Origin of the sequence: Streptomyces sp. MMCC 100 (genome assembly GCF_041538145.2) — a bacterium.
GTDB lineage: Bacteria > Actinomycetota > Actinomycetes > Streptomycetales > Streptomycetaceae > Streptomyces.
The window spans coordinates 1241659-1266838 of sequence record NZ_JBGORK020000001.1; the positions used below are offsets into that span (position 1 = coordinate 1241659).

At 70.2% G+C, this 25180-nt stretch carries 23 protein-coding genes and 1 pseudogene; 8 read left to right on the top strand and 16 right to left on the bottom strand.

What is annotated here, in order from left to right; genetic code table 11:
• Positions 1-8 precede the first annotated feature (8 nt).
• The 8 genes from ABS735_RS05655 to ABS735_RS05690 all read right to left on the bottom strand — a co-directional run bounded on the left by ABS735_RS05655 (position 9) and on the right by ABS735_RS05690 (position 10363).
• Positions 9-1673 carry a pyridoxal phosphate-dependent aminotransferase gene (locus ABS735_RS05655; protein ID WP_373901732.1) on the bottom strand — a complete coding sequence of 555 codons (1665 nt, stop codon included), beginning with the start codon at positions 1671-1673 and terminating at the stop codon, positions 9-11.
• 121 nt (positions 1674-1794) lie between these two features.
• The gene (locus ABS735_RS05660) at positions 1795-2943 is read right to left on the bottom strand and encodes an aldose epimerase family protein (protein ID WP_373901733.1); all 1149 of its coding nucleotides are present in this window, start codon (positions 2941-2943) and stop codon (positions 1795-1797) included.
• Between the two features lie 65 nt (positions 2944-3008).
• Positions 3009-4253, bottom strand: coding sequence for a multiple monosaccharide ABC transporter permease (gene mmsB, locus ABS735_RS05665; protein WP_373901734.1), 1245 nt, complete (start codon positions 4251-4253; stop codon positions 3009-3011).
• Positions 4250-5809 (bottom strand): multiple monosaccharide ABC transporter ATP-binding protein, encoded by a 1560-nt coding sequence (gene mmsA, locus ABS735_RS05670; RefSeq protein ID WP_373901735.1) that lies wholly within the window; start codon positions 5807-5809, stop codon positions 4250-4252. Before mmsA ends, mmsB begins: the two co-directional genes overlap by 4 nt.
• A 32-nt stretch (positions 5810-5841) precedes the next feature.
• Positions 5842-6951 (bottom strand): multiple monosaccharide ABC transporter substrate-binding protein, encoded by a 1110-nt coding sequence (chvE, locus tag ABS735_RS05675; RefSeq protein ID WP_373901736.1) that lies wholly within the window; start codon positions 6949-6951, stop codon positions 5842-5844.
• 95 nt (positions 6952-7046) lie between these two features.
• Positions 7047-8018, bottom strand: coding sequence for a hypothetical protein (locus ABS735_RS05680; RefSeq protein ID WP_373901737.1), 972 nt, complete (start codon positions 8016-8018; stop codon positions 7047-7049).
• Between the two features lie 165 nt (positions 8019-8183).
• Positions 8184-9200: a zinc-dependent alcohol dehydrogenase gene (locus ABS735_RS05685; RefSeq protein ID WP_373901738.1), complete on the bottom strand. Its 1017-nt coding sequence runs from the start codon at positions 9198-9200 to the stop codon at positions 8184-8186.
• A complete protein-coding gene (locus ABS735_RS05690) occupies positions 9197-10363 on the bottom strand; it encodes a mandelate racemase/muconate lactonizing enzyme family protein (protein WP_373901739.1) in 1167 nt (388 codons plus the stop codon). Before ABS735_RS05690 ends, ABS735_RS05685 begins: the two co-directional genes overlap by 4 nt.
• A gap of 215 nt (positions 10364-10578) precedes the next feature.
• Here ABS735_RS05690 and ABS735_RS05695 point away from each other — a divergent pair, with 215 nt between their 5' ends.
• The 4 genes from ABS735_RS05695 (at position 10579) to ABS735_RS05710 (ending at position 14454) form a co-directional block, all read left to right on the top strand.
• Positions 10579-11346: an SCO2400 family protein gene (locus ABS735_RS05695; RefSeq protein WP_373901740.1), complete on the top strand. Its 768-nt coding sequence runs from the start codon at positions 10579-10581 to the stop codon at positions 11344-11346.
• A gap of 583 nt (positions 11347-11929) precedes the next feature.
• Positions 11930-13033 (top strand): hypothetical protein, encoded by a 1104-nt coding sequence (locus tag ABS735_RS05700; protein WP_373901741.1) that lies wholly within the window; start codon positions 11930-11932, stop codon positions 13031-13033.
• A complete protein-coding gene (locus ABS735_RS05705; protein ID WP_373901742.1) occupies positions 12958-13710 on the top strand; it encodes a hypothetical protein in 753 nt (250 codons plus the stop codon). The genes ABS735_RS05700 and ABS735_RS05705 overlap by 76 nt, the downstream gene beginning before the upstream one ends.
• Positions 13711-13794: 84 nt before the next feature.
• Positions 13795-14454: a hypothetical protein gene (locus ABS735_RS05710; RefSeq protein ID WP_373901743.1), complete on the top strand. Its 660-nt coding sequence runs from the start codon at positions 13795-13797 to the stop codon at positions 14452-14454.
• A 217-nt stretch (positions 14455-14671) separates the two neighbouring features.
• Here ABS735_RS05710 and ABS735_RS05715 read toward each other — a convergent pair.
• A pseudogene (locus ABS735_RS05715) lies at positions 14672-14947 on the bottom strand (TetR family transcriptional regulator C-terminal domain-containing protein); the annotation flags it as partial.
• Between the two features lie 232 nt (positions 14948-15179).
• A complete protein-coding gene (locus ABS735_RS05720) occupies positions 15180-15623 on the bottom strand; it encodes a MarR family winged helix-turn-helix transcriptional regulator (protein WP_373901744.1) in 444 nt (147 codons plus the stop codon).
• A gap of 126 nt (positions 15624-15749) precedes the next feature.
• Here ABS735_RS05720 and ABS735_RS05725 point away from each other — a divergent pair, with 126 nt between their 5' ends.
• The 3 genes from ABS735_RS05725 (at position 15750) to ABS735_RS05735 (ending at position 18172) form a co-directional block, all read left to right on the top strand.
• Entirely contained in the window at positions 15750-16772 is a 1023-nt protein-coding gene (locus ABS735_RS05725) for an NADP-dependent oxidoreductase (protein WP_373901745.1), read from the top strand.
• 116 nt (positions 16773-16888) lie between these two features.
• Positions 16889-17308, top strand: coding sequence for an organic hydroperoxide resistance protein (locus ABS735_RS05730; RefSeq protein WP_061444963.1), 420 nt, complete (start codon positions 16889-16891; stop codon positions 17306-17308).
• A 39-nt stretch (positions 17309-17347) separates the two neighbouring features.
• On the top strand, positions 17348-18172 hold the full coding sequence (locus ABS735_RS05735) for an EI24 domain-containing protein (RefSeq protein ID WP_373901746.1): 825 nt from the start codon (positions 17348-17350) through the stop codon (positions 18170-18172).
• On the opposite strand, the gene ABS735_RS05740 is transcribed toward ABS735_RS05735, so the two are convergent.
• The 3 genes from ABS735_RS05740 to ABS735_RS05750 form a co-directional block, all read right to left on the bottom strand.
• Positions 18144-19343 (bottom strand): pyroglutamyl peptidase, encoded by a 1200-nt coding sequence (locus tag ABS735_RS05740; protein WP_373901747.1) that lies wholly within the window; start codon positions 19341-19343, stop codon positions 18144-18146. The genes ABS735_RS05735 and ABS735_RS05740 overlap by 29 nt on opposite strands.
• A 266-nt stretch (positions 19344-19609) precedes the next feature.
• Complete coding sequence (locus tag ABS735_RS05745; protein ID WP_373901748.1) at positions 19610-20590, bottom strand: aldose epimerase family protein; 981 nt, start codon at positions 20588-20590, stop codon at positions 19610-19612.
• Positions 20591-20661: 71 nt separating this feature from the next.
• Positions 20662-21579, bottom strand: a complete 918-nt coding sequence (locus tag ABS735_RS05750; protein WP_373901749.1) for an SGNH/GDSL hydrolase family protein — start codon at positions 21577-21579, stop codon at positions 20662-20664.
• A 257-nt stretch (positions 21580-21836) separates the two neighbouring features.
• On the opposite strand from ABS735_RS05750, the gene ABS735_RS05755 reads away from it, so the two are divergent.
• Positions 21837-22331, top strand: coding sequence for a DUF3145 domain-containing protein (locus ABS735_RS05755; protein ID WP_087791096.1), 495 nt, complete (start codon positions 21837-21839; stop codon positions 22329-22331).
• A 76-nt stretch (positions 22332-22407) separates the two neighbouring features.
• On the opposite strand, the gene ABS735_RS05760 is transcribed toward ABS735_RS05755, so the two are convergent.
• From ABS735_RS05760 to ABS735_RS05770, 3 genes are all read right to left on the bottom strand, one after another.
• The gene (locus ABS735_RS05760; protein ID WP_373901750.1) at positions 22408-23697 is read right to left on the bottom strand and encodes a beta-ketoacyl-[acyl-carrier-protein] synthase family protein; all 1290 of its coding nucleotides are present in this window, start codon (positions 23695-23697) and stop codon (positions 22408-22410) included.
• 100 nt (positions 23698-23797) lie between these two features.
• Positions 23798-24046, bottom strand: a complete 249-nt coding sequence (locus tag ABS735_RS05765; RefSeq protein ID WP_052842858.1) for an acyl carrier protein — start codon at positions 24044-24046, stop codon at positions 23798-23800.
• Between the two features lie 102 nt (positions 24047-24148).
• Positions 24149-25180, bottom strand: coding sequence for a ketoacyl-ACP synthase III (locus tag ABS735_RS05770; RefSeq protein WP_373901751.1), 1032 nt, complete (start codon positions 25178-25180; stop codon positions 24149-24151).

Genomic DNA, 25180 nt, shown 5'->3' on the forward strand with positions numbered 1-25180 from the left:
CGAGGGAATCAGCCCGCCTGGCCCATCCCCGCCGCGTTCGGCCATCCCGTCGCCGGGACCGACTCCAGGCCGTCGGTGCCTCTGACCTGGGCGGCCGTGAGACCCCCGCGGGCCGGGACACCGGGCGGGGTCGGGCCGAAGGGCGCCGGATACGAAGCGGCCGGGGCGGGCGCGGGCACCGGCGCGGGCATGGGCTGCGGAACCGGGGCGGGCATGGGCTGCGGAACCGGGGCGGGCACGGGCTGTTGCGGGACCGGTGCCGGGTGGGGGACCGGCACCGGTCCGGGGTACGGCGCCGGCTGGGGGACCGGCGCCGGTGGAGGCACGGTGGCCGCCGCCGGAGCGACGGGCACCGCGGCGGGCGGCATGCCGGTGCCGGTGCCCGCGGCAGGGGCCGGAGCGGCGGCGAGCCCCGGGGCACCGGCACCGGCGGTCCGAGCGGTGATCGCCCGCATGCCGGAGCCGTTGGTCTGGCTCATCAGGCGATCCACCGCCGCCGTGCCCGAGCTGTAGCCGGTCCCTGTGGCCGGCCCGGGCACGGCGGCTCCCCTCCTGGACCCGTAGAGCACCTGTTCCAGGCCGGACACCAGGCGACGCACGTCCACCTGGGGGCGCACCACGAGACGCAGGAAGCGGCTGGACGAACCGATCTTGTTGCCGCACTCACGGACCAGGACCCGGTGCTCGGTGAGCATGCGGTCCCGCACGGCGGTGCCCTCCGCGCCCACGGGGAGGCGGACGAAGAGGAAGTTGCCCTGGGAGGGGTAGACGGTCAGGCCGGGCAGCGCGGACAGCTGCGCGGCCATCTCCAGGCGGTCGCGCCGCACCTGGTGCAGACTCCGCGCGTACTCGGGTCCGTGGTCGCGCAGCATGAACACCACATGCTCCGCGAAGGAGTTGAGGTTCCACTTGGGGAGCATGGTCCGCACCCGGCCCGCGAGCGCCGGGTTGGCGACGAGGTAGCCGAAGCGGATGCCGTGCAGCCCGAAGTTCTTGCCGAGGCTGCGCAGGACGACGACGTTGGGGCGCAGCATCGCCTCCTGGACCACGCTGGGTTCGGCCTCCGCGTCGGCGAACTCCAGGAAGGACTCGTCGATCACGACGAGGTCCCGGTCGGCCATCGCGTCCATGAACTGCACCAGCGCCTGCTTGTGCAGGTAGCCGCCGTCGGGGTTGTTGGGGTTGCAGATCACCACGGCCCGGGTGCCCCTGGCCCGGATGAACTCGCCGTACCGGGCGAGGTCGAGGGCGAAGCCGCCGGCCTCCTGGAGCGGGAACATGTCGACCCGCTTGCCGGTCTCCATGGGCTGGTCGGTCCAGCGGCCGAAGGTGGGGACGGGGACGGCGAGGGACTCCCGGACCAGCAGGTGGTCGATCCAGGTGATCAGCTCCGTGGAGCCGTTGCCCATCGCCACGCACTGCGGGGGGAGTTGGAGCAGGCTGCACAGTTCGGCGGTGATGGTGTCGGCGCTGCTCGGGTAGTACGTGATGATGTCGCGCAGCCGGCCGGCCATCTCGTCGAACATCGCCGGAGTGGGGAAGTACGGGTTGCAGGGGATGCAGAAGTCCACCGGGCCGGCGCCCGCCGCCTCGCCGCTCTCCCGCGTCAGCGCCGCCATCGAGGGGCTGTGCGCCGCGGTGCTGCGGAACAACGAGGTGACGTTGCCGGACAAGTGGACCTCCGTAAGTGGGCGGCCCGTGCGGGGGACACGGGCCGCCCTTGTATACGGAGGCGGGCGGGGCACCGTTCAACGCGTGTGAAGAAAGTGTGCCCGCGCCGACCCGTGGCCGTCCTCAGGCGTCGAACGAGTGCACCGTCGACGTCCGGTACGTCTCGCCGGGCCGCAGCACGGTCGACGGGAACGAGGGGTGGTTCGGCGAGTCCGGGAAGTGCTGGGTCTCCAGGCACAGCGCGTCGCCCTGGCGGTAGAGGGAGCCGCCGGTGCCGGTCAGGGTGCCGTCGAGGAAGTTGCCCGAGTAGAACTGCAGTCCCGGCTGGTCGGTGGCGATGCGCAGGGTGCGGCCCGAGGCGTTCTCGCGCAGGGTGGCGATGTGCTCGGGGCGGTCGGTGACGCCCTTGTCGAGGACCCAGTTGTGGTCGAAGCCCTTGGCGGCGACCAGCTGCGGGTGGGCGTCCCGGATGTCCCGGCCGACCGGCTTGCCCCGGCGGAAGTCGAAGGGTGTGCCGGACACCCGCGCCAGCTCGCCGGTGGGGATCAGACCCGCGTCGGTGGGGGTGAAGCGGGAGGCGGCGATCGACAGCTCGTGGTCCTCGACCGTGCCGCTGCCCTCGCCGGCCAGGTTCCAGTAGACGTGGCTGGTGAGGTTGACGACGGTGGCCTTGTCGGTGGTGGCCTCGTAGTCGATGCGCCAGTCGCCGCGCCGGGTGAGGGTGTACGTCACCTTCGCCCTCAGCGTGCCCGGGTAGCCCATCTCGCCGTCGACGCTGGTGTAGTGGAGCACCAGGCCGGTGTCGGAGCCCCGGGTGAACGGCTCGACGTCCCACACCCGGTAGTCGAAGCCGAGGGCGCCGCCGTGCAGGGAGTTCTCGCCGTCGTTGACGGAGAGCTGGTACTCCTTGCCGTCCAGGGTGAAGCGGCCCTGGGCGATGCGGTTGCCGTACCGTCCGATCAGGGCGCCGAAGTGCGGGCTGAGGGCGACGTAGTCGTCGAGGTTGTCGAAGCCCAGCGAGACGTTCGCGTAGCGGCCGCGGCGGTCCGGGATCTCCAGGCACTGCACGACACCGCCGTACGACAGCACCTTCATCCGCGTGCCGCCGTTCTCCAGCGACCAGCGGTACACCTTCGTACCGTCGGCCAGCCTGCCGAAGAGTTCCTTCACCGGTTTCCCGCCTCCCGACGCGTGCGCCGTGCCGCCGACCGCGGTGGCTGCCACGCCGGCCGCTGCCGCCGACGCGATGAGCGTTCGTCTGCTCAGTTCCATGTGCGGCTCCTGTACTTCCGTGGAAAGAAGCGGGCCCCGCCGTCAGTGGCGGGGCCCGAGGTGCGTTACGAACCGACCCTGCGCTTGTTCCACACGTCGAACCCGACCGCCGCCAGCAGTACCGCGCCCTTGATGACCTGCTGCCAGTCGGTGCCGATGCCGACGAGGTTCATGCCGTTGTTCAGCACGCCGAGGACCAGGCCACCGATGATCGCGCCGAGGACCGTGCCGACGCCGCCGCTCATCGACGCGCCGCCGATGAAGGAGGCGGCGATGGCCTCCAGCTCGAAGTTGAGGCCCGCCTTGGGCGAGGCCGCGTTGAAGCGGGCGGCGAAGACCAGACCCGCCAGGGCCGCGAGCATGCCCATGTTCAGGAAGACCAGGAAGGTGACCTTCTTGTCCCTCACGCCCGACAGCTTGGCCGCGGGCAGGTTGCCGCCGATGGCGTAGATGTGGCGGCCGATGATCGCGTTGCGCATCAGGTAGCCGAAGCCGACGACCAGCACGCCCAGGATGAGCAGCACGATCGGGGCGCCCTTGTAGCTGGCCAGCAGCAGCGTGACGACGAGGACGGCGGCGATCAGCGCGACCAGCTTGAGCAGGAACAGCTTGACCGGCGGCACGTCGAGGGAGAACTCCTGCTGCCGCTTGCGGTCGCGGACCTCCTGGTACACCACGAAGGCGATCAGGGCGAAGCCCAGCAGCAGGGTGAGATTGTGGTAGTTGGTGTTCGGACCGACCTCGGGCAGGAAGCCGTTGGCGATCTTCTGCAGGTCCTTCGGGAACGGGCCGAGGGTCTGGCCCTTGAGGAAGATCTCCGTCAGACCGCGGAAGAGCAGCATGCCCGCGAGGGTCACGATGAACGACGGTATGCCGAGATAGGCGATGAAGAACCCCTGCACGGAGCCGGCGGCGGCGCCGATGGCCAGGCACAGGATCACCGCCACGGGCCAGGGCATGTCGTTCCTGACCATCAGGACGGCGGCCGTCGCGCCCACGAACGCGGTCAGTGAGCCCACCGACAGGTCGATGTGGCCCGCGATGATGACGAGCATCATGCCGATCGCGAGGATCAGGATGTAGCTGTTCTGCAGCACCAGGTTGGAGACGTTGCGCGGCAGCAGCAGGTCGCCGTCGGACCACACCGCGAACAGCACCACGATCAGGCCGAGGGCCATCAGCATGCCGTACTGGCGCATGTTGCGGCGCATGCCGTCGAGCATCAGCTGCAGCAGGCCGCCGCCGGAGGCCGGACCCTCTCTGCCGGGCGGTGCCGGTGCCGGGGTCTTGGCGGTCACGTCCGTGCTCATCGGCTTACCTCTTTGTCCTTCTTGTCCTTCGTCATCTGCCGCATCAGCGCTTCCTGCGAGGCCTCGGCCCGCGAGAACTCACCCGTGAGCCGTCCCGCCGCCATCGTGTAGATGCGGTCGCACATGCCGAGCAGCTCCGGCAGCTCGGAGGAGATGAACACGACCGCCTTGCCCTCGGCCGCCAGGCGGTCGATGACCGTGTAGATCTCGTACTTGGCGCCCACGTCGATGCCGCGCGTGGGCTCGTCCAGGATCAGCACCTCGGGACCCGCGAAGATCCACTTGCTGAGGACGACCTTCTGCTGGTTGCCGCCCGACAGCTTGCCGACCGGCTCGAAGACGGTAGGCGCCTTGATGTTCATGGACTTGCGGTAGTCCTCGGCGACCTGCCGCTCGCCGTGCTCGTCGACGACACCCCGCTTGGAGACCTTGCCCAGCGCGGTCAGCGAGATGTTCCGGTTGATGGTGTCGATGAGGTTGAGGCCGTAGTGCTTGCGGTCCTCGGTGACGTACGCGATCCCGTGCCCGACCGCCTCCGGGACGGTCTTCGTGCGGATCTCCGTGCCGTCCCTGAGGACCGTGCCGCCCGCGTGCCGGCCGTAGGTGCGGCCGAAGACGCTCATCGCCAGTTCGGTGCGGCCGGCGCCCATGAGCCCGGCGATGCCCACGATCTCGCCGCGCCGCACCTCGATCGAGACGTCGTCGACGACCTTGCGCTGCTGGTCGATGGGGTGGTGCACGGTCCAGTTGCGGATCTCCAGGGCCGGGGCCGCGCCCTTCTCGGGCTGGTGCGGGGTGCGGTCCGGGAAGCGGTTCTCCAGGTCGCGGCCGACCATGCCGCTGATGATCCGGTCCTCGGTCGTCTCCGCCGCCTTCACGTCGAGCGTCTCGATGGAGCGCCCGTCGCGGATGATGGTGACCGAGTCGGCGACCCGGCGGATCTCGTTCAGCTTGTGCGAGATGATGATCGAGGTGATGCCCTGTTCCTTCAACTGAAGGATCAGGTCGAGGAGTTTGCCGCTGTCCTCGTCGTTGAGCGCCGCCGTCGGCTCGTCGAGGATGAGCAGCTTCACCTTCTTCGAGAGCGCCTTGGCGATCTCCACCAGCTGCTGCTTGCCCACGCCGATGTCGGCCACGCGGGTCTCGGGGTGCTCGTCGAGACCGACCCTGCGCAGCAGTTCGGTGGCGTGCTTGAGGGTGTCGTTCCAGTTGATCAGTCCGCGCTTGGCGTGCTCGTTGCCGAGGAAGATGTTCTCCGCGATGGACAGATACGGCACCAGCGCCAGCTCCTGGTGGATGATCACGATGCCGTGCTGTTCGCTCGCCCGGATGTCCTTGAACCGGCAGGTCTCGCCCTCGAAGAGGACGTCCCCCTCGTAACTGCCGTGCGGATGGACTCCGGAGAGCACCTTCATCAGGGTCGACTTGCCGGCGCCGTTCTCCCCGCAGATGGCGTGGACCTCGCCCTGGCGAACGGTCAGCGTGACGTCCGACAGCGCTTTGACACCGGGAAAGGTCTTGACGATCGAGCGCATTTCCAGGACGGGTCCCGCCATGGTCGTGCCTTCCAATCCTTGATGGAGCCCGGTCAGTTGAGCTGGTCCTCGGTGTAGTAGCCGCCGTCGACCAGGACCTTCTTGTAGTTGGACTTGTCGACGCTGACCGGCTGCAGCAGGTAGGCGGGGACGACCTTGGCGCCGTTGTCGTACGACTTGGTGTCGTTGACCTCGGGCTTCTTGTCGTTCAGGACCGCGTCGACCATGTTCGAGGCGACCTTGGCGAGCTGGCGCAGGTCCTTGTAGACGGTCTGGGTCTGCTGGCCCGCGATGATCGACTTCACCGAGGCGATCTCGGCGTCCTGGCCGGTGACGACCGGCATGGCCTTGCTGCCGGAGCCGTAGCCGTCCGACTTCAGGGCGGACAGGATGCCGATGGAGATGCCGTCGTACGGCGAGAGCACCGCGTCGACCCGGGCGCTGCGGTAGCTCGAGGTGAGCAGGTCGTCCATGCGCTTCTGCGCGGTGCCGCCGTCCCAGCGCAGGGTGGTGACCTGGTTGAGGGCGGTCTGCTTGGAGCGGACGACGAGCTGGCCCTTGTCCATGTAGGGCTTCAGGACGTTCATCGCGCCCTGGAAGAAGTACTTGGTGTTGTTGTCGTCGTTGGAGCCGGCGAACAGCTCGATGTTGAACGGGCCCTTCTTGCCCGCCTTCAGGCCGAGCTTGTCGACGATGTAGCCGCCCTGCAGCTCGCCGACCTTCTCGTTGTCGAACGACGCGTAGTAGTCGACGTTCTCCGTGCCGAGGATCAGCCGGTCGTAGGAGATGACCGGGATGTCGGCCTCCTTGGCCTGCTGCATGACGTTGCCGAGGGACTTGTTGTCGATCGCGGCGACGATCAGGGCGTCCACGCCCTGCGTGATCATGTTCTCGATCTGCGAGACCTGCTGGTCCGGGTCGTCCTCGCCGTAGACGAGCTTGGTCTTGTAGCCCTTGCCCTCCAGCTCCTTGACGACGTTGGCGCCGTCGGAGATCCAGCGCTCGGAGGACTTGGTCGGCATCGCGATGCCGACGGTGGCGCCGTCGCTGCCCCCCTTGTCCTCCTCGCTGCCGCCCTCGCTGTTCTGGCCGCAGGCGGTCAGCGTGAGGGCGAGCGAGGCGGCGGAGGCTATCGCGGCGAGTGCGGCTCTGCGGTTGCGCATGGTCATCATCCTTGATGTGAGGGCTGGGTCGGCGAGGCAGGTGTGTGGGATTGTGCGCGGTCGTGTCGTCTTTTGAGAAGGGAGTTTCCGGAACGTTATGACGAGATCTCGAACCGGTTGAGCGCCCCGGGCAGGCGGGTGCCGAGCGGTGCCATGTCCCCGTCCGCGCCGTGCCGGGCGAGCAGGTCGAGGGCGAGCCTGCCGCGCCGCACCCGCTCCTTGGCGGTGGCCAGTGTCAGTTCCCGCAGGTGGTGCCCGTACGGATAGATCCCGGGCGCCTTGGACAGGCCGAACTTCAGGTACAGCGGGGCACCGCGCCGGATCAGCTCGGCGACCTCGTACATGCGCACATAGCCGCCGAGGTCGTCGGGAGCCTCGATGTACATGTCCATCGGCGCGGCCGAAACCCGCCGTATTTCGGTCAGGTGATCAGGCGTCAGGTCACTGGGGACGTTGATGGAGTCGGCGCCGAGCCGCTCGTAGACCGCGTACGAGGCCGGGTTGACCGGTCCCACGAGGGCCGAGAGCTTGAGCGTGGTGTCGGCGGGGAGGATGCCGGAGCTGCGGGCCCGGTGCAGCGTCCACAGCACGCCCTCGTCGGCGACGAGCAGACACTTGACGCCCAACTCGCTCGCGCGTACGGCGTCTTCGACGCACCCGGCGACCGCGGCGTGGCCGCGTGCCCGCAGGCCCGCGCCGCCCGAGTCGGTCCGGGTGGAGCCGCCGATGTCCCAGGTGCCGCGCGGACCGGTGAACAGGCAGAGCTCTATGTCGCGTTCGGCGGTGGCCTCGACCATCTCGGTGATCTCGGCGTCGGTGAGCATCCACACGCCGCTGCCCTGGCTGATCCGGTGGATCGGCACGTCCAGTCGCGAGGACTCCTTGAGCACCACCCCCAGCGCCTCCGGCCCCTCGCAGGAGGGAATCTCGGTGCGCCAGCGGCCGCCGCCCGGGAAGGAGTGCGGCGAGGCGTCGGCGGGGTCGGGGTCGGGCGCGGCCAGGCCGAGGGCGGTGAGGGTCTGCTCACCGGGCCTGCGTGCGGCGGCCGTGGCGGAAGGGTCGGTCACAAGCTGTCCTTAGTGTTCGATATGTCGGACGAAGTTCGCGCCTCGGGGTGCGAGCGGCTGCGGATGCGAGGGGCTCCGGGGCGGCGGCCCGGGTGCGAGACGTCCGGTGCGGTGGGTGTACGCCGGTGCGGAGGCCGTCAGGTCGCCCCCGCGCCGGCGTACGGCTCAGGGGAGGGCGTCCGGGCGCAGCAGCACCTTTCCGACCTTCGGGTCGCCGGAGCCCACGAGCTCGATGGCCTCGGAGAACTCCGAGAGCGGCAGTTCGTGCGTCACCAGCGGCCGCGGATCCAGCAGACCGGCCGCGAAGACCCGCACGGTGTGCGCCCAGGCGTCCGGCGGCGCCCCGAAGACGGTGTGCACCTCCAGCTGCCGTACGACCAGGTCGGTCGGGTCGAGGCCGTCGGCGCCCGGGGCCGGGATGCCGGTCAGCACCAGCCGCCCGCCCCGGCGCAGCAGCGCGGCGGCCGTGCGGGCGGCGTCCGCGGACCCGGCGGTCTCGATCACGACGTCGAAGTCGTCCGGGAGCGGCCGGTCCTTGGTGCGGAAGCCGGTCGCGCCGAACCGCCGCGACAGCGCCTCCCGGTCCCCGCGCGTCCCGACCACCAGCAGCTCGGCCGGGGACGCGGCGCGCAGGAACTGCACGGCGAACATGCCGAGCGTGCCCGTGCCGACGACGGCGACCCGCTCACCGGGCCGGGCGTTCGCCTTCAGCGCGGCGGCGGCGATGCAGGCCGCCGGCTCCAGCAGCGCCGCTCCGGTGAGGTCGGCGTCGTCGGGCAGCACGTGCAGCAGCCGGGCCGGCAGGGTCAGCGTCGGGGCCATGGCGCCCGGCTGGGTGAACCCGGTCTCCTCGTACCCGGCCGTGCACAGCGTCGTCTCGCCCGCGTGACAGCGGTCGCACACCTGGCAGTTGCGGAAGCCCTCGCCCACGACCTTCCGGCCGACGAGCGCGTCCGGCACCCCGGCACCGAGCCGCTCCACCGTCCCGGACCACTCGTGTCCGGGGGTGAGCGGGTAACGCACGTACCCCTCGGGCCGGTTGCCCTGGTAGACCTCGCGGTCGCTGCCGCAGATCCCCGCGGCGTGCACCCGCACCAGCGCCTCGCCGGGCCCCGGTTCACGCGGCTCGTGCGGTACGAGCCGGTGCCGGCCCGGCTCCTCGACGACGACCGCCTCGCTCATGCCCCGGTCCCCTTGGGGTTGCGCTGCTCCCAGCCCTCGGCCCACAGGTCGAACCGCGCCTGCTGCTGCGGGAACTCGGCCGCCGCGTCGGTGTCCAGCTCGACCCCGAGGCCGGGCGCGTCGGAGAGGTGGAAGCACCCGTCCTCCGGGTCCACCTGCGGCGCACCCTTCACGACCTTCTTGATCTCCGCGTCCGCGAAGTCGTTGAAGTGCTCAAGGATCTTGAAGTTCGGGGAGGTGAACCCGACCTGGAGGCTGGCCGCGGTGAGCACGGAACCGCCCACGTTGTGCGGGGCGAGAAGCGTGTAGTGCGTCTCGGCGGTCGCGGCCAGTTTCCGCGTCTCCCAGATGCCGCCGATGTGGCCGACGTCGGGCTGGATGACGTCCACCGACTGGTCCTCGAACAGCTCGCGGAACTCGATCCGGTCGTGGATGCGCTCGCCGGTGGCGACCGGGATGTCGACCTTCTCGGCGACCTTCTTCAACGCCCTGAGGTTCTCCGGCGGGACCGGCTCCTCCAGCCAGGCCGGCTTGAACGGCGCGAGTTCGCGCGCGAGCCGGACGGCGGTGGAGGGCGAGAACCGGCCGTGCATCTCCAGCATCAGCTCGGCGTCGGGGCCGATGGCGTCCCGCACGGCCTCGATCAGCGACACCGCGTAGTTCGTCTGCTGCTGGTCCAGCTCGAAGTGCCCGGTGCCGAACGGGTCGATCTTCAGCGCCCGGTACCCGCGTTCCATGACCCCCTGCGCGGCCTTGTGGTACGCCTCCGGCGTCCGCTCGGTCGTGTACCACCCGTTGGCGTACGCCTTGACCTTGTCGGTGACCTTCCCGCCCAGCAGCTGCCAGACCGGGACGCCGAGGGCCTTGCCCTTGATGTCCCAGCACGCCATCTCGACGACGGCGATGCCCGACATCACGATCTCGCCCGCGCGGCCGTAGTCGCCGTACTTCATGCGGCGCACCAGGTCCTCGACAGCGAACGGGTCGGAACCGAGAATGTGGTTGGCCTCGGCCTCCTTCAGATAGCCGAGGAGCGCGTCGGTGTGCCCCAGCATCCGGGTCTCGCCGACTCCGGTGATGCCCTCGTCGGTGTGCACCTGTACGTAGGTCAGGTTGCGCCACGGCGTCCCGACCACGTGTGTGCTGATTCCGGTGATGCGCACGGCGGCTGCCCTTCGCTCTGTTCGGTATTTCGTCACTCGTTCGAAATGCTGGCGTGACAGTAAGGACGGGGTGCTGGGAGTGTCAATGGGTCGGACACATAACGGTTTCGGCAGTTTCGAGGGAGGGGGAGGAAGTGCCGCCGAACGCTTTCCCACACAACCTTCACAGTGGCCTCTAGGAACGCGCCCCTTCCGGAACTTAACCTTCCCGCGTCATGGACTACTGCCACCCGTGCCGACGGCACCTCAACGGCGCCCTCGCCTGCCCGGGCTGCGGCACGCCCGCCCACGAACTGCACGCGTCGGACGCCTACCTGACGGCGGGTGAGGAGACCGCGCCGACGGCGGTGGGCGAGGACCGCGAGGTGGCGGCGGTCGCCGGGACACCAACCCGGGGCGACCTGCGGGACGACTCCGACGAGGACCCCGGCGAGGACCCCGGCGAAGCCGCTCCCGGCGCCCGCTCCAGCCGCCGCGACCGCAAGGCCGCCGCCCACCGCAGGCGCCGCCGCCGGACCCTGCTCCTCGTCGGGGGCTTCGTCCTGGCCGCCGGGGGACTGAGCCTCGCCGAACTCGGCATGGACGCCCCGCACTCCCCGGAGAAGCCGGCCGCCGCGGGCGGCGAGACGACGGACGGTGAGGCGACCCGCGAGGTGGGGGAGGCGTCGGCGATCCCGGCCGACGCCCCCTCGGGGACGACCCCGGCCTCGGCCCCGCCGTCCACGAGCGCGTCCGCGTCGACAACGGTGTCGGCGTCCGCGTCGCAGTCCCCGGAGGCGGAGGAGTCGCAGACGCCGACCGCGTCCGGCGGTCCCGGCGCGTCCGGGGCGCCGGTCCCGAGCACCACCCCGCCCGCGAACCCGGACCCGTCGTCCCCGGAGTCGCACGACGACCCACCCCCGTCGGCGACCCCCACACCGCCGGAACAGCCGGACCCGACCCCCACGGAAACCTGCGACCGCTTCCTGTGGTGGTGCACGTAAGGGCTTCGCGTTCCCCGTCGGCGGTGCTGCCCGCACCCCGCAACTTGTTCCGACGCGTCGGCGTCGGTCCGGAGCAGCCGGGCAAGCTGTCCGGTGGCGCCGTCGAGCACACCTGTTCACAGGACTGCCACAGGAACATCACCTCGCCTCGCGCAACCGTGATCGGTGTCACGTCTGATACGTGCAGATTGAAACAATCTTCCTAGTTGGAACTCTTGTTCGGTTTCCTTGGGTCGCATAGACAGTTCGGCGACACAACCGACGACCAACAACGCTGTGCGCCTTAGGACTTGTGTCGAAGGTGGCGGCATGGGAGGACGACATGCGCGTGTCTCGTCATGGAACCAGGAGACCCTCGGTGGCTCGTCGCCGCTTAGCCTCGGTCATAGCCGTCGGCGCTCTGCTCTTGAGCCCGGGAGTGGCTTCCGCGGCCGACGGCAACCCGACGACTAAACCGAACCCAGATACGCCTCCGTCCGCGACGCCGGCCGCCGGGCCCGAATCGCTCGCCCGAGCCGGTAACCGCCCGGTTTCGGGCAAGAACCTCTCCGCGGGTCCGCAGTGGACGCAGGATGCAAACCAGGTGTGGCAGGTCGACCGGACCATGGCCGTCCTGAAGAACACCGTCACCGACGCGGACGGCGACGACGCCAACCTGACATTCAAGATCCACAACGTCAACGCCGACGGCACAGTGGGGGCCCAGCTCAAGATCCCGGGGGAGGACTACGGCGTACTGGTCTCGCCCATGGTTGCCTCTGGCGGGACCGCCGAAGTCACCGTTCCGGCGAAGGCCCTGGTGCCCGGCAAGACCTACGCCTTCGCGACCTCCGGCTACGACGAGACCGGGCTGTACGAGACCACATGGTCGGCGTACTCGAAGTTCCGCATCCGCAACCGCATCGTGGACATCAAGCTGCCCGCCCCGGACAAGGACGCCCCGAACCCGGTGCACGACACCACCTGGCAGACGGTGCCCGGCTGGGAGTCGTACGGAGAGCAGACGAGCCGGGCACGGTCCGCCGCGACCGACGGCAGCGAGCGACACTGCCAGCCTGCCGGCGCCGAGAGCACCAAGCAGTTGTGCATGGACTCCCGGCCGGTCACCGATGCTGACCTGGCGCGGATCGAGCAGGCCCGGTCCGCGCAGCGTACTACGCGAGCCGCGGGGCCGCTGAACCCCAGCTGCGAGGCCAACGGCAAGTACCTCTCGGCCTTCACGCGCGATGCGGCATGCATGTATCACATCTGGAGTGTCGAGGTCACCGACCAGACGAACCAGGAGTCGTCCGGCTACCAGGAGTTCTTCACGGCTTACCACATGAAGACATCCATGACCGGTGACGAAATGCAGCTGTGGTCGAGGATCATGCCGCTCCCGGTGGAGGTGGGGAAGGTCCCCTTCCCGGCCATCCCCGGCGCGATCAAACTGACACTCGTTCCGCAGTGCTCCACCGGTTGTTCGGAGAAGCCGTACTACTCATGGGACGGCAACCTGATGTGGAACGGCAGCGGGGACATCGACCCGCACGTGGAGACCGGCACCACCACGGTCAAGTGGGACGGCAGGTTTCCGGCACGGAGGCCTGGGACTCGGAACGGTCGACGAAGATGGCATTCGCGCCGTACGCGACCTTCTCCACGAGCGTCCCCGAGGCCATGCCCACCGACAACAGTCAGGGCCTGATCGGTGCCCCGATCTGGGTCCGCTGCGACACCGTATACTCCGCCGCCGGCTGCGTCTTCCCCGACTACCTGCCCGGGTACGCGTTCAACACCGCCAAGACCCCGGCAGCCGCAGCCAACGCTTGGCTGATCAACACCAAGCTCCACAACGGTGAGCCGCTGCAGTTCCTGGCGGACCGTTACACAGACGGCGTGCACGGGGAGCGGAACAAGTGGTCCCGGGACCCGGATTTGAACCGTAAGGTGGTCTGTCCGGACGGTTGGGCGGCCGAGTACGGCCATCCGGACACGACGACGCTCCCCGAGATCTCCGCCGGTGATACGAAGAGCTGTGACGAGTTCCCCTTTGCCTCCACGTACCAGAGCGGCGGCATGCCGGAACGCATGGACGGCACCAATCAGGTCCTCTCGGGGGACGAGTGCGTGCAGACGTACGCCACCAAGTACTCCGACGGTGTCTGGCGATTCTGGGACGACGAGCGCATATCCGGCCCGGACTGGAACGAGGTGTGCGGCCGTTCGGCCATGTCCAACTGGGTGAACACGACTGCGGGAAGCCGGATTTCCAGCTTCGCCAGCAAGTTCCGTCTCCTCGACAAGGACAAGTACTGGGTGAAGGTGACTGGTTTCGAGAAGTGTGACGCCACCGGGACCGTCGTCAAGTGCGACATCCGATGACGCGGCCCTGACATGATTGGGCTGCGGCCGGCGACGCTGGATCCGCCGGCCGCGGCCCGAATCACAAGGGACAGAGAGTCAAAGTTGAACACACACGGAATCAGGTGGCTGGCCGACAAGCCTCCCACTCGGTACGGCTACTGCATCCATCTGGCCCGCGGCATCGAGGCCGTTGAGCTGGTCAACCGCATCGCACGAGGCTCTGCTCCGGTGCTGCTCGGCGCATACACGACCGAGGGCATTGAGACGTACATCAACTCCCAGGGCCGGGAGATGGCTGCCGTCCGCTACGGCACCCACGGCGACCTCGCGTTCACCGTTGCCCATGGCGACTGGCCGGGCGAACTCGGTCCCGGCTACAGCAACCACCTCTCCCGCAACAGCGGCGAGGAGGTCTTCATGCTGTACTACGAGTCCCAGAACCCGAAGGTGCCGCCACCCGAGTTCACCTTCTGCCGCGACGGCGATTACGCATGCGGCTTCCACATGTACATGCACACGTGGTCCCACGAGGTTACTGGCCCGGATGCCGCTCTCGTCCAAGCTGACATCGAGGCGGCAGGGATCCACAACGAGGACAGACGCGAAATTGCCCACCGCAAGTCTCTGACGGTCATCGAGAACCGGTTCGCACTCACCCTGCCCATGCACCGGATTCTGCACGACTCCCTGTCCACGGCGTTGGTACAGGGGCACCACGTCGACCCGGACTCGACAGCTGGGGCGGGCGACTGGGGTGCGTAATCAGTTGTGGCCAAGGGGTGGCTCGTATGAGGTCCTTGATTCCTGGATTACCGCCTTGATGTGGCGTTTGGGCTTCCGCGATCAGGCCTCCAGAAGGTCTAGCGGTCCAGGCCCCGCCGCGAGGGCGATTTTCGTACATCGATCACGACTCGCTACGCGCCCTAGTTGTTGCTGGTCATGACGTTGTTGACGCGTGGAGTCTGACGTGGGTTCGGAATCAGCCGCGCTTGAAGCCCCTCGGTGCTCCGGTGACCGGGGCGGATCGCGTGGTTCTCGTCGAACTCGGCCCGCTGTTGTGCATGTGAACGAGAGGTAGGAAGAGCTCGTCGATGATCGACTGGATGCGTGTGGGCTTGAGAGGCTTGGGGTCCATGAGCAGGTCGTTGCGCACCAGGTCGAATGGCATGGCGAGCACTGCGGAAGGGATCCGCTCCAGGTCGATTTCACCGCGGTCGTGGGCACGCAGGTAGAGGATTCCTGGCCGCCGCGGCGGGGGTGCGCGGGGCCCTGCTCGTCGCCGGCCTGCTGTGCCTGGCGAGCGCGCTGCTCCTGCCCTGGCGTGAGAGGAGCATCTCCACCACGAGCCTTCCGGCCCCGCGACGGAGGCCGTGCTCTCCCCGGCCCCGGACGGCCCGTCCGCCTAGCGGTCGCCGGGGACTCGCCGTGGGCGCCACACCCGGGGTGGGCCGCCCCGTGCCGCGTCCGCCCCTGCCGCGTCCGCCGGTTCAGTCGTCCCGCAGCATCGTCGCCAACGCGTCCCGCAGGGCCACCCGCTCCGTCTCCGACAGCCCCGCCAGCGGCTCCCGGGCGAACCGGAGCGACTCCCGCAGCCCCCGGGCCACCCGGCGTCCCTCCTCCGTCGCCGCCGCGACCTTGACCCGCCGGTCGCCGGGGTCGGGCCGGCGCTCGACCAGGCCCCGCGCCTCCAGCCGGTCCACGATCCCCGTGACGTTCGACGGCTCGCACCTCAGCTTCCGGGCCAGCTTCCGCATCGGCAGCGGCTCCAGCGACAACAGGCTGAGCAGCTTGGCCTGCGCCCCGGTCAGGGCGCGCTCCGCCGCCGCCTCCTCGTAGTCCGCGTGGAAGCGGGCCACGACCTCGCCGATCAGCTCGACGACTTCGAGGGTGAGGGCGTCGGGTCGGCGCGTCGTGTCGCGTGGTGTGGCCATGGACACCAGGGTACTCATTTGTTTGACAACGTGAAATGTTCAGCCGCATGGTTGTTTCAGAACCTGAAACATTCTCGGCGAGCAGCTCCCGAGGAAGTTCCGAGCAAGCCCCAGGAAAGGTGCCCCATGACCGACTCCCCCGTCCTCCCCGCCGTCAACCGCGAATGGCACCTGGTCACCCGCCCGGTCGGCTGGCCCAAGCCCGAGGACTTCGCGCTCGTCGAGGCGGAGGTTCCCACCCCGTGTGACGGGCAGGTCCTGGTGCGCAACCTGTACGTCTCCGTCGACCCGTACATGCGCGGCCGCATGAGCGCCGCCAAGTCCTACGCCGCCCCCTACGAGCTGGGCAAGGTCATGCAGGGCGGCGCGGTCGGCGAGGTCGTCGCCTCCAACGCCGAGGGCTTCGCCGCCGGCGACCACGTCCTGCACTTCTTCGGCTGGCGCGAGTACGCCGCCCTGGACGCCAAGAACGCCGTCAAGGTCGACCCGGACGCGGCGCCCCTGTCGACGTACCTCGGCGTGCTCGGCATGACGGGGCTCACCGCCTACGCCGGTCTGCTGCGCACCGCCTCCTTCAAGGAGGGCGACTCCGTCTTCGTCTCCGGCGCCGCGGGTGCCGTCGGCAGCCAGGTCGGGCAGATCGCGAAGCTCAAGGGCGCCTCGCGGGTCATCGGCTCGGCCGGCTCGGACGAGAAGGTCAAGCTGCTCCTTGACGAGTACGGCTTCGACGCCGCCTTCAACTACAAGAACGGCCCGGTGGGCGAGCAGCTGCGCGCCGCCGCCCCGGACGGCGTCGACGTCTACTTCGACAACGTCGGCGGCGACCACCTGGAGGCCGCCATCGGCTCCCTCAACCTCAACGGCCGCATCGCCATCTGCGGCGCGATCTCCGTCTACAACAACACCGAGCCCGCGCCCGGCCCGAAGAACCTCGCCCGGCTCATCCAGACCCGGGGCCGCATCGAGGGCTTCCTGGTCGGCGACCACTACGACCTCCAGCCGCGGTTCGTCGAGGAGGTCGGCCCCTGGGTCCGCTCCGGCGAGCTGAAGTACCGCGAGACGGTCGTCGAGGGCATCGAGAACAACCTGGAGGCGTTCCTCGGCGTCCTGCGCGGCGACAACACCGGAAAGATGATCGTCAAGCTCTGACCCCCGGCGGGGGAAGAGCGGGCTTCACTGGATTTCCGGCATGCGGTAGCGTCTTTCCGAAATCCGTCGTGATCGTGGGCGCGAGTCGCGGCGGACCTAGGAGGAAGACACCCGTTATGCCGATCCAGCAGTCCGAAGTCCTCTACACCGCCGTCGCCACCGCCGAGAACGGCCGCGACGGCCGGGTCGCCACCGACGACGGCAAGCTCGACGTCGTCGTGAACCCGCCCAAGGAGATGGGCGGCAGCGGCGCCGGCACCAACCCGGAGCAGCTGTTCGCGGCCGGGTACAGCGCCTGCTTCCAGGGCGCGCTCGCCGTCGTGGCCCGCCAGGAGGGCGCCGACGTATCCGGTTCGACCGTCACCGCGAAGGTCGGCATCGGCAAGAACGACGACGGGTTCGGGATCATCGTCGAGATCTCCGCCGAGATCCCGTCCGTCGACGCCGCCACCGCGCGGTCCCTGGTGGAGAAGGCCCACCAGGTCTGCCCGTACTCGAAGGCGACCCGCGGCAACATCACCGTGACGCTCGCCTGACCGGAACGGGCCGGCGCGCCGACCGGTAGAGTTCCGCCCATGCGTGATCTTGGGGCGGGGTTCGGCCATCTGCTGAAGGGCCAGCGCTGGGTGGCCCGGCACGGGCGGAGCTACGGCTTCGGACTCGTCCCGGGCCTGATCACCCTGGTCCTGTACCTGGGCGTGCTGGTCGCGCTCGCGCTGTGGGGCGACGACTTCGCCGGCTGGGTCACCCCCTTCGCCGACGACTGGTCGAGCCCCTGGCTCGGGCTCTTCCGCGGCTTCCTCACCGCCGTGCTGTTCGCCATCGCCCTGCTGCTGGCCGTGCTCACCTTCACCGCGGTCACCCTGCTGGTCGGCCAGCCCTTCTACGAGGCCCTCTCCGAGCGGGTCGACCGCGACGTCTCCCCGGACGGCACCGCCCCCGAGTCCGACCTGCCGCTCTGGCGCGAGCTGTGGATCTCCGGCCGCGACAGTCTGCGGATCGTCGTCCGCGCCGCGCTCTGGGGCGTGCTGCTCTTCGCGCTCGGCTTCATCCCGGTCGTCGGCCAGACGGTGGTTCCGGTGATCGGCTTCTTCGTCACCGGCTTCTTCCTCACCGAGGAGCTGGCCGCCGTCGCCCTCCAGCGCCGGGGCGTCGAACTGCGCGAGCGCCTGGCCCTGCTGCGCTCCCGCAAGATGCTGGTCTGGGGCTTCGGCACCCCGCTGGGCGTGTCCTTCCTGGTGCCCTTCGTCGCGGTGTTCCTGATGCCCGGCGCGGTCGCCGGCGCCACGCTCCTCGCCCGCGAACTGCTGGGCGAGGAGACCCGCGACGGCGCCGACGACCCGTCCGAAGGCGGTACGGCCGACCCCGCGGTCAGCCCCGGTCCGGCCCCGCGGCACTGACCGCCACGGCCACGATCGCCCGCGCCTGCGCCACGATGTCCAGCCGGTTGCGCACGAACCCCGGGTCGGTGACCGCCCCGGTCGCCGGATCGGTGTTCCCGCCGCCGCCCTCCCGCGCCGTCGAACCGGGCGTGGGCCCCTCCGGCCGTACGACCGGCTCCGTGCCGCCCGCCGGGATCTCGGTCACCGTCGTGTTGTCGTACACGGGGAAGCGGCCGGTGTCCGCCGCCGTGATCGCCGCGTACGGCAGCGTGGTCGTCGTCCACTGCGGCTGCGAGGCCGGATCGGCCACCGGGACGGTCTCCGTGCGGGAGACGTTCTCGTTGTCGGGGAAGCCGCCCCGCCAGGCCCCGTTGGTCCGCTCCACGTCGAACCGCCCGACCCGGCCCTGGCTCACGGTGGTGAACAGATCCACCCGCGGCAGATACGGCCGCAGCGCCCGCTCCACCGCCCCCTCGGCGAAGTCCCGCCAGCGCACCGGGAACACGGCCGTCTCCACCCGCGCGGGACCGTCCGGAGTGTCGATCACCGTGCCGTCCAGGGCGAGCGCGACGGCACCGGACGGGTTGGAGATCCGGATGTCCCGGTCCAGGGTGAACGGGTCGAAGCCGGTGAGCAGCACCCGCTTCATGCCCTTGTCCGCGCCCTTGCCGGTGCTCTTGCCGTGCGCGCCACGCGGCAGCCGCAGGTCGCTCTGTCCGCGCGAGGTGCGCTCCAGTTCCGTCAGCAGCGCGGCCCGCTGCCGCTCGTCCAGCCCGAACCCGGGCTCCCAGGTGCGCAGTTCCCGCGTCATCCCGAGCCGTGCCCAGTACAGCGGCCGGTCGTCGTCGCGGCTGAGGTCCCCCCGGGCCGGCCCGCGCCCCTGCGCCCGGTCCACCGCCCGCCGCCACAGCGCCGAGCCCTCGCGCGCCACCACGGCACGCGCCTCGCGGTAGGAGTCCGCCCGCCCGAGCCCCCGGGCGAACGCCGGTGCCACCGCGGCGAATCCGGAGCGCCGCAGGATCTCCCGGGGCACCTCCCCGTCGAGCCGCCGTTCCTCGACGGTCGGTGCGTGGGCGGTGCCGCCCGCCGGGGGCGCCGCCGTCGCCGTCGTGGGGGCGGCGAGTGGGGCCGCGAGTCCCGCCACCAGGGCCATTCCGAGTACACCGAACCGAACACGTATGGGTGCCAAGGGAGTCCAGGTCCTTCCGTCGCCGTGGGGTGCGCTGCCGGACGGCGGCAGTATCGCGTGACGGAGGGGGCGTGCGCCATGGCGCGTGGCGACCGACTCGTGGGTGTTTGTGAAGGGTTCGTACGAACTTTTGATCGGACGCCCGATCGCGGGCCGCCGGATCACCGCGACGATTAACGTCGGACCCGGGCCGCCCGCGAGCGCGCCCCCGTGAACAGCCCCGGCCCGGAACCTGACGGCCGGGCCGGGGCTCAGTCCTCCTGCGGCTACGCCTCCCGACGCGCCGAGAAGCCGTACACCGTCTCCGAGCGGAACACCTCGCCCGGCCGCAGCACCGTGCTCGGGAACTCGGGCCGGTTCGGGGAGTCCGGGAAGTGCTGGGTCTCCAGCGCGACGCCGTCACCGGGGGCGAAGGGCTCACCCAGGTGGTCGGCGGTGTACAGCTGGATGCCCGGCTCGGTCGTCGCCACCGTGAGCACCCGCCCCGACGCCGGGTCGTACAGCTCGGCGACCTCTTCGGCGGCGTCGGTCACACCCTTGTCGAGGACGAAGTTGTGGTCGTAGCCCGAGCCGATCTTGCGTGCCCGCCGGAAGTCGAAGCGCGTGTCCGTCACGTCGTCGAGGCCGCCCGTCGGAATCAGGTCGGCGTCGACCGGTGTGACCCGGGAGGCGGCCAGCCGCAGTTCGTGCCCGCCCGCGTGCCCGGAGCCGCTCAGGTTGAAGTAGCTGTGGTTGGTCGGGTTCAGCACGGTCGGCGCGTCCGTGACCGCCTCGTACACGATCCGCAGCGCCCCCGACCCGTCCAGCGTGTACGTCGCCGACAGCTCCAGGCGTCCCGGGAAGCCCTCCTCGCCGTGCGGGGAGACGCGACTCAGCCGCACGCCCTCCGAGACCGCCTCCACGTCCCACACGCGCTTGTCGAAGCCGCGCCCGCCGCCGTGCAGCACGTTCGGCCCCTCATTGGGCGCCAGCGCGTACGTCCGCCCGTCCAGCGGGAAACGCCCGCCCGCGATCCGGTTGGCGTACCGCCCGACCAACGCGCCGAGGTAGGGCTCCGGGTGCGTCACGTAGCCGTCCAGGTCGGCGAACCCCAGCACCACGTCGGCGGTGTTCCCGTCCCGGTCCGGAACCTCGGCCGACTGCACGATCCCGCCGTACGACAGGACCCGTACCCGTACGCCGGCCCGCTCCAGGGTCCAGCGGTGTACCGGGGTGCCGTCGGAAAGTGTGCCGAAGAGTTCGCTCATGTGCGGAACTCTAGGACATGCCCGGGACAAGCCCAGGTCAGGGCGGGCGGGTCAGGAGGGCCCGGATCCGGTCACGGCGACTTCGCGGTGACCGCGCGGTACGCGATCTCCGCCAGCCGGGCCTGGCCGTCCACACTCGGGTGGAACCAGTCCCAGTGGCTCAACTGCTCCGTGCCGAACCGGAACGCGTGGACCGCGCCGTCGTCGGTGCGGCAGCGCCGGTCCTTCGCGCAGACCTCCCGCAGCACCTCGTTGTAGTCCTCCACCCGGTCCCGCACCGTGTTGCGCCGCAGGGTCGCCGCCGAGTCCAGGGAGTCCGCGTCGCCCAGCATCGACGGGCACAGGCCCAGCTTCCACACCTGCTTGCCCAGCGCGTTGGTCCGCCCCTGGGACCACAGCCGCTTCAGGTCGGGGATGCTCGACACGTACACCTGCGCCTTGGGAAGCTTCTCGCGCAGGGTGGCCATCGCCTCCTCGAACTGGGCCCGGAAGTCCGATACCGGCGTCATCGCCGAGGTCGTGGCCCGGCACGCGTCGTTCGCCCCGGCCATCACCGCCACCAGCTCCGGCTCGCGCTTCGCCGCCCGCGTCACCTGAGCGGTCAGATCCGCCATCCGGGCCCCGGTGACCGCGTAGTTCCAGCTGTGCTCGGCCGCGTCCGCCTTCCCCAGCAGCCGTACGGCGAGCGAGTCGACCTTCGCGCTGCCGCCGGTCGCCCACGACACCTCGGGGCAGTCCGACAGGACCGCACAGGCGTCGAAACCACGCGTGATGGAGTCGCCCACGGCGGCGACCGACTCAGGGCTCGTGTCCCAGGCCGGGGCCGTCTTCGCCCGCTTCGACGCGCTGCCGGAGGGGGCGGGGGAGTCGCCGCCCGAGGCGTCGCAGCCCGCCGCGCCCACGCCCAGGACGGCGGCGGTCAGGACGGCGAGCGCGACACGCGCCCGGCGACGGCCGCACCGCGTCCCCTGGTCCGTCCTTCGGCCCATACCGGTCCCACCCCTCGCCTCGTGCCTCCACCGTGCTCAACCCATGACACCGCGCGAGGGTTCCCGGGGGCGGCGATGCAACGGCTCACACCCGTACAAGCGTCCTGCCGGGTGAATGGCGGCGGTTTGTCGGCGGCGGGACCGACGGTACGTCACACTCCTTGCTCTGTCGCACGGTAGCCTCGCCATGAACGTGGCCCGCCCGGTCACGGCCGTTCCACCCGTTCCGAGATGTCCCGCTCAGCCCGGAGGTTCCGGTGACGACACGTGGAGTCCTGTACGTGCACTCCGCGCCGCGCGCGCTCTGCCCGCACGTCGAGTGGGCCATCGCCGGTGTGCTCGGCACGCGCGTCGGCCTGGACTGGATCCGGCAGCCCGCCGCGCCCGGCACCTGGCGCTCGGAGTTCTCCTGGCAGGGGCAGGCCGGCATCGCCTCCAAGCTCGCCTCCGCACTGCGCGGCTGGCAGCTGCTGCGCTTCGAGGTCACCGCGGAACCCTCCGCGGGCGTCGAGGGCGAGCGCTACAGCTGCACCCCCGACCTCGGCATCTTCCACGCCGTCACCGGTATCCACGGCGACATCATGATCCCCGAGGACCGGCTGCGCGCCGCCCTGGTCCGCTCCCAGCGCGGCGAGACCGACCTCGAGTCGGACATCGCCAAGCTCCTCGGCAAGCCCTGGGACGACGAACTGGAGCCCTTCCGCCACGCCGGCGAGGGCGCCCCGGTCCGCTGGCTGCACCAGGTGGTGTGACCGCGCCCGCCGTTCACGCACGACGAAGGCCCCCACCGACCGGCGGGGGCCTTCCTCATGCGCACGGATACGTCGCTCAGACCGTCCGGAACGCGAGAACCACGTTGTGGCCGCCGAAGCCGAACGAGTCGTTCAGCGCGGCGATACGGCCCTCGACCGGCAGCTTGCGGGCCTCGCCGCGGACGATGTCCGCGTTGGCCTCCGCCTCCGGGTCGATGTTCTCGACGTTGATGGTCGGCGGCGCCAGCCGGTGGTACAGGGCGAGGACCGTCGCCACGGACTCCACGCCGCCCGCGCCACCGAGGAGGTGACCGGTCATCGACTTGGTGCCGGAGACCGCCATGTGGTCGACGTCGTCGCCGAGGACCTTGCGCAGCGCCTTCAGCTCGGCGATGTCACCGGCCGGCGTCGAGGTGGCGTGCGCGTTGACGTGCACGATCTCGGCCGGGTCCAGGTCGTTGCCGTCCAGCAGGTTCTGCAGGGCGGCGGAGATGCCGCGGCCCTCCGGCTCCGGCTGCACGATGTCGTGGCTGTCGGCGGAGATGCCCTGGCCGACCGCCTCCGCGTACACCCGGGCACCGCGCGCGGCGGCGTGCTCGGCGGACTCCAGGACGAGGACGCCGGCGCCCTCACCGAGGACGAAGCCGTCGCGGGCCGTGTCGAAGGGGCGCGAGGCACCCTGCGGGTCGTCGTTGTTCTTGGACATCGCCATCATGTTGCCGAACGCGGCGATGGGCAGCGGGTGGATCGCCGCCTCCGTGCCGCCCGCGACGACGACGTCGGCACGGCCGGTGCGGATCATCTCGATGGCGTAGCCGATGGCCTCGGCGCCCGACGCGCAGGCGGAGACCGGCGTGTGCACGCCCGCACGGGCGCCCACGGCCAGGCCCACGTTGGCCGAGGGGCCGTTCGGCATGAGCATGGGGACGGTGTGCGGGGAGACACGGCGGACGCCCTTCTCCTTCAGCACGTCGTACTGGTCGAGCAGCGTGGTCACGCCGCCGATGCCGGAGGCGATGACCGCACCCAGCCGGTCGGGGTCGACGTGGGCCGCACCCTCCTCGGCGGCGCTCTCGCCCGCCTTGCCGGAGTATCCGGCGTCCTTCCATGCCTCCTGCGCCGCGATCAGCGCGAACTGCGCCGAGCGGTCCAGTCGGCGGGCCTGCGGCCGCGGGATGACCTCGGAGGGGTCGACGGCGGCCGGCGCGGCGATGCGGACCGCCTGGTCGGCGGCCCACTCCTGCTCCAGGGGCTTGACGCCGGACCTGCCGGCGACCAGGCCCTCCCAGGTCGAGGCTGCGTCGCCACCCAGCGGTGTGGTTGCGCCGATACCGGTGACGACCACGGTGCGATTGGTCGAGCTCACGGGAATTCTTTCTCCAACGGGATACGGATTCGTACGGCGCCACCGCCGGGTGGCGGGGCAGTCTGCCCGGATACCCGGGGTATGCCCGAGTATCGGCGGATCAGGCCTGGTGGTCGAGGATGTACTTCGTCGCGTCGCCGACGGTCTTGAGGTTCTTGACGTCCTCGTCCGGGATCTTGACGTCGAAGCGCTCTTCGGCGGCGACGACGACCTCGACCATGGACAGCGAGTCGACGTCCAGGTCGTCGGTGAAGGACTTGTCCAGCTGGACGTCCTCAACCGGGATGCCGGCGATCTCGTTCACGATCTCCGCGAGACCGGCGACGATCTCTTCCTGAGTGGCGGCCATGATGGCGCTCCTTCTTTGTTGTCCAGAGGGTGTGGCGGCCCGCCGCGTCGCGGCGGGTGTTGCTGCTCTCCGTCCCGGACCGCATGATCCGGCACGGAGTGCCTAGGGGAGAGTAACGACCGTCGCGGCGTAGACGAGACCCGCCCCGAAGCCGATGACGAGCGCGGTGTCGCCGCTCTTCGCGTCACCCGTCGCCAGAAGCCGCTCCATCGCGAGCGGGATCGAGGCGGCCGAGGTGTTGCCGGTGGTGCGGATGTCACGGGCGACCGTGACGTGCTCCGGCAGCTTCAGTGTCTTCACCATCGAGTCGATGATCCGCACGTTGGCCTGGTGCGGGATGAAGACGTCCAGGTCGTCCGGGCTGATCCCGGCCGCGTCCAGCGCCTGCTGCGCGACCTTCGCCATCTCGAACACGGCCCAGCGGAACACCGCCTGGCCTTCCTGCGTGATCGCGGGGAACTTGACGTTGCCCTCGCTGTCGAGGGGCAGCTCGGAGACGTCGCCGATCCTGAAACGGTCCCAGGAGACCGTCTGCTTGATCGTCTCGGACTTGTCGCCCTCCGAACCCCAGACCGTCGGGCCGATCGCCGGCTCCTGGGACGGGCCGACCACGACCGCGCCCGCGCCGTCGCCGAACAGGAAGGCCGTGGCCCGGTCCTCCAGGTCGGTCAGGTCGGACAGCCGCTCCACGCCGATGACCAGCACATACTCTGCCGAGCCTTCGACGATCATGCCCTTGGCGAGGGTCAGCCCGTAGCCGAAGCCCGCGCAGCCCGCCGAGATGTCGAAGGCCGCGGCCTTGTCGGTGCCGAGCCGGTCGGCGATCTCGGTGGCGATGGCCGGGGTCTGGGCGAAGTGCGACACGGTCGAGACGACCACGGCGCCGATCCGCGAGGCGTCGATCCCGGCGTCCGCGAGCGCCTTGCCGGACGCCTCCACGGACATCGCGGCGACGGTCTCCTCGGGTCCGGCCCAGTGCCGGGTCTCGATGCCGGAGCGCGAGCGGATCCACTCGTCGGACGAGTCGATCTTCTCGAGGATCACCTCGTTCGGCACCACCCGCGTCGGACGGTATCCGCCGACGCCGAGGATGCGCGCGTACGGGGCGCCCTTGCTGGGCTTGATCTTCGACAT

Coding starts and splice junctions, on each gene's coding strand:
- chvE (WP_373901736.1), bottom strand. CDS start 6,951: ATGCGCAACCGCAGAGCCGCACTCGCCGCGATAGCCTCCGCCGCCTCG.
- ABS735_RS05705 (WP_373901742.1), top strand. CDS start 12,958: ATGGCATTCGCGCCGTACGCGACCTTCTCCACGAGCGTCCCCGAGGCC.
- mmsA (WP_373901735.1), bottom strand. CDS start 5,809: ATGGCGGGACCCGTCCTGGAAATGCGCTCGATCGTCAAGACCTTTCCC.
- mmsB (WP_373901734.1), bottom strand. CDS start 4,253: ATGAGCACGGACGTGACCGCCAAGACCCCGGCACCGGCACCGCCCGGC.
- ABS735_RS05730 (WP_061444963.1), top strand. CDS start 16,889: ATGCCGATCCAGCAGTCCGAAGTCCTCTACACCGCCGTCGCCACCGCC.
- ABS735_RS05770 (WP_373901751.1), bottom strand. CDS start 25,180: ATGTCGAAGATCAAGCCCAGCAAGGGCGCCCCGTACGCGCGCATCCTC.
- ABS735_RS05725 (WP_373901745.1), top strand. CDS start 15,750: ATGACCGACTCCCCCGTCCTCCCCGCCGTCAACCGCGAATGGCACCTG.
- ABS735_RS05720 (WP_373901744.1), bottom strand. CDS start 15,623: ATGGCCACACCACGCGACACGACGCGCCGACCCGACGCCCTCACCCTC.
- ABS735_RS05745 (WP_373901748.1), bottom strand. CDS start 20,590: ATGAGCGAACTCTTCGGCACACTTTCCGACGGCACCCCGGTACACCGC.
- ABS735_RS05750 (WP_373901749.1), bottom strand. CDS start 21,579: ATGGGCCGAAGGACGGACCAGGGGACGCGGTGCGGCCGTCGCCGGGCG.
- ABS735_RS05660 (WP_373901733.1), bottom strand. CDS start 2,943: ATGGAACTGAGCAGACGAACGCTCATCGCGTCGGCGGCAGCGGCCGGC.
- ABS735_RS05695 (WP_373901740.1), top strand. CDS start 10,579: ATGGACTACTGCCACCCGTGCCGACGGCACCTCAACGGCGCCCTCGCC.
- ABS735_RS05685 (WP_373901738.1), bottom strand. CDS start 9,200: ATGAGCGAGGCGGTCGTCGTCGAGGAGCCGGGCCGGCACCGGCTCGTA.
- ABS735_RS05765 (WP_052842858.1), bottom strand. CDS start 24,046: ATGGCCGCCACTCAGGAAGAGATCGTCGCCGGTCTCGCGGAGATCGTG.
- ABS735_RS05735 (WP_373901746.1), top strand. CDS start 17,348: ATGCGTGATCTTGGGGCGGGGTTCGGCCATCTGCTGAAGGGCCAGCGC.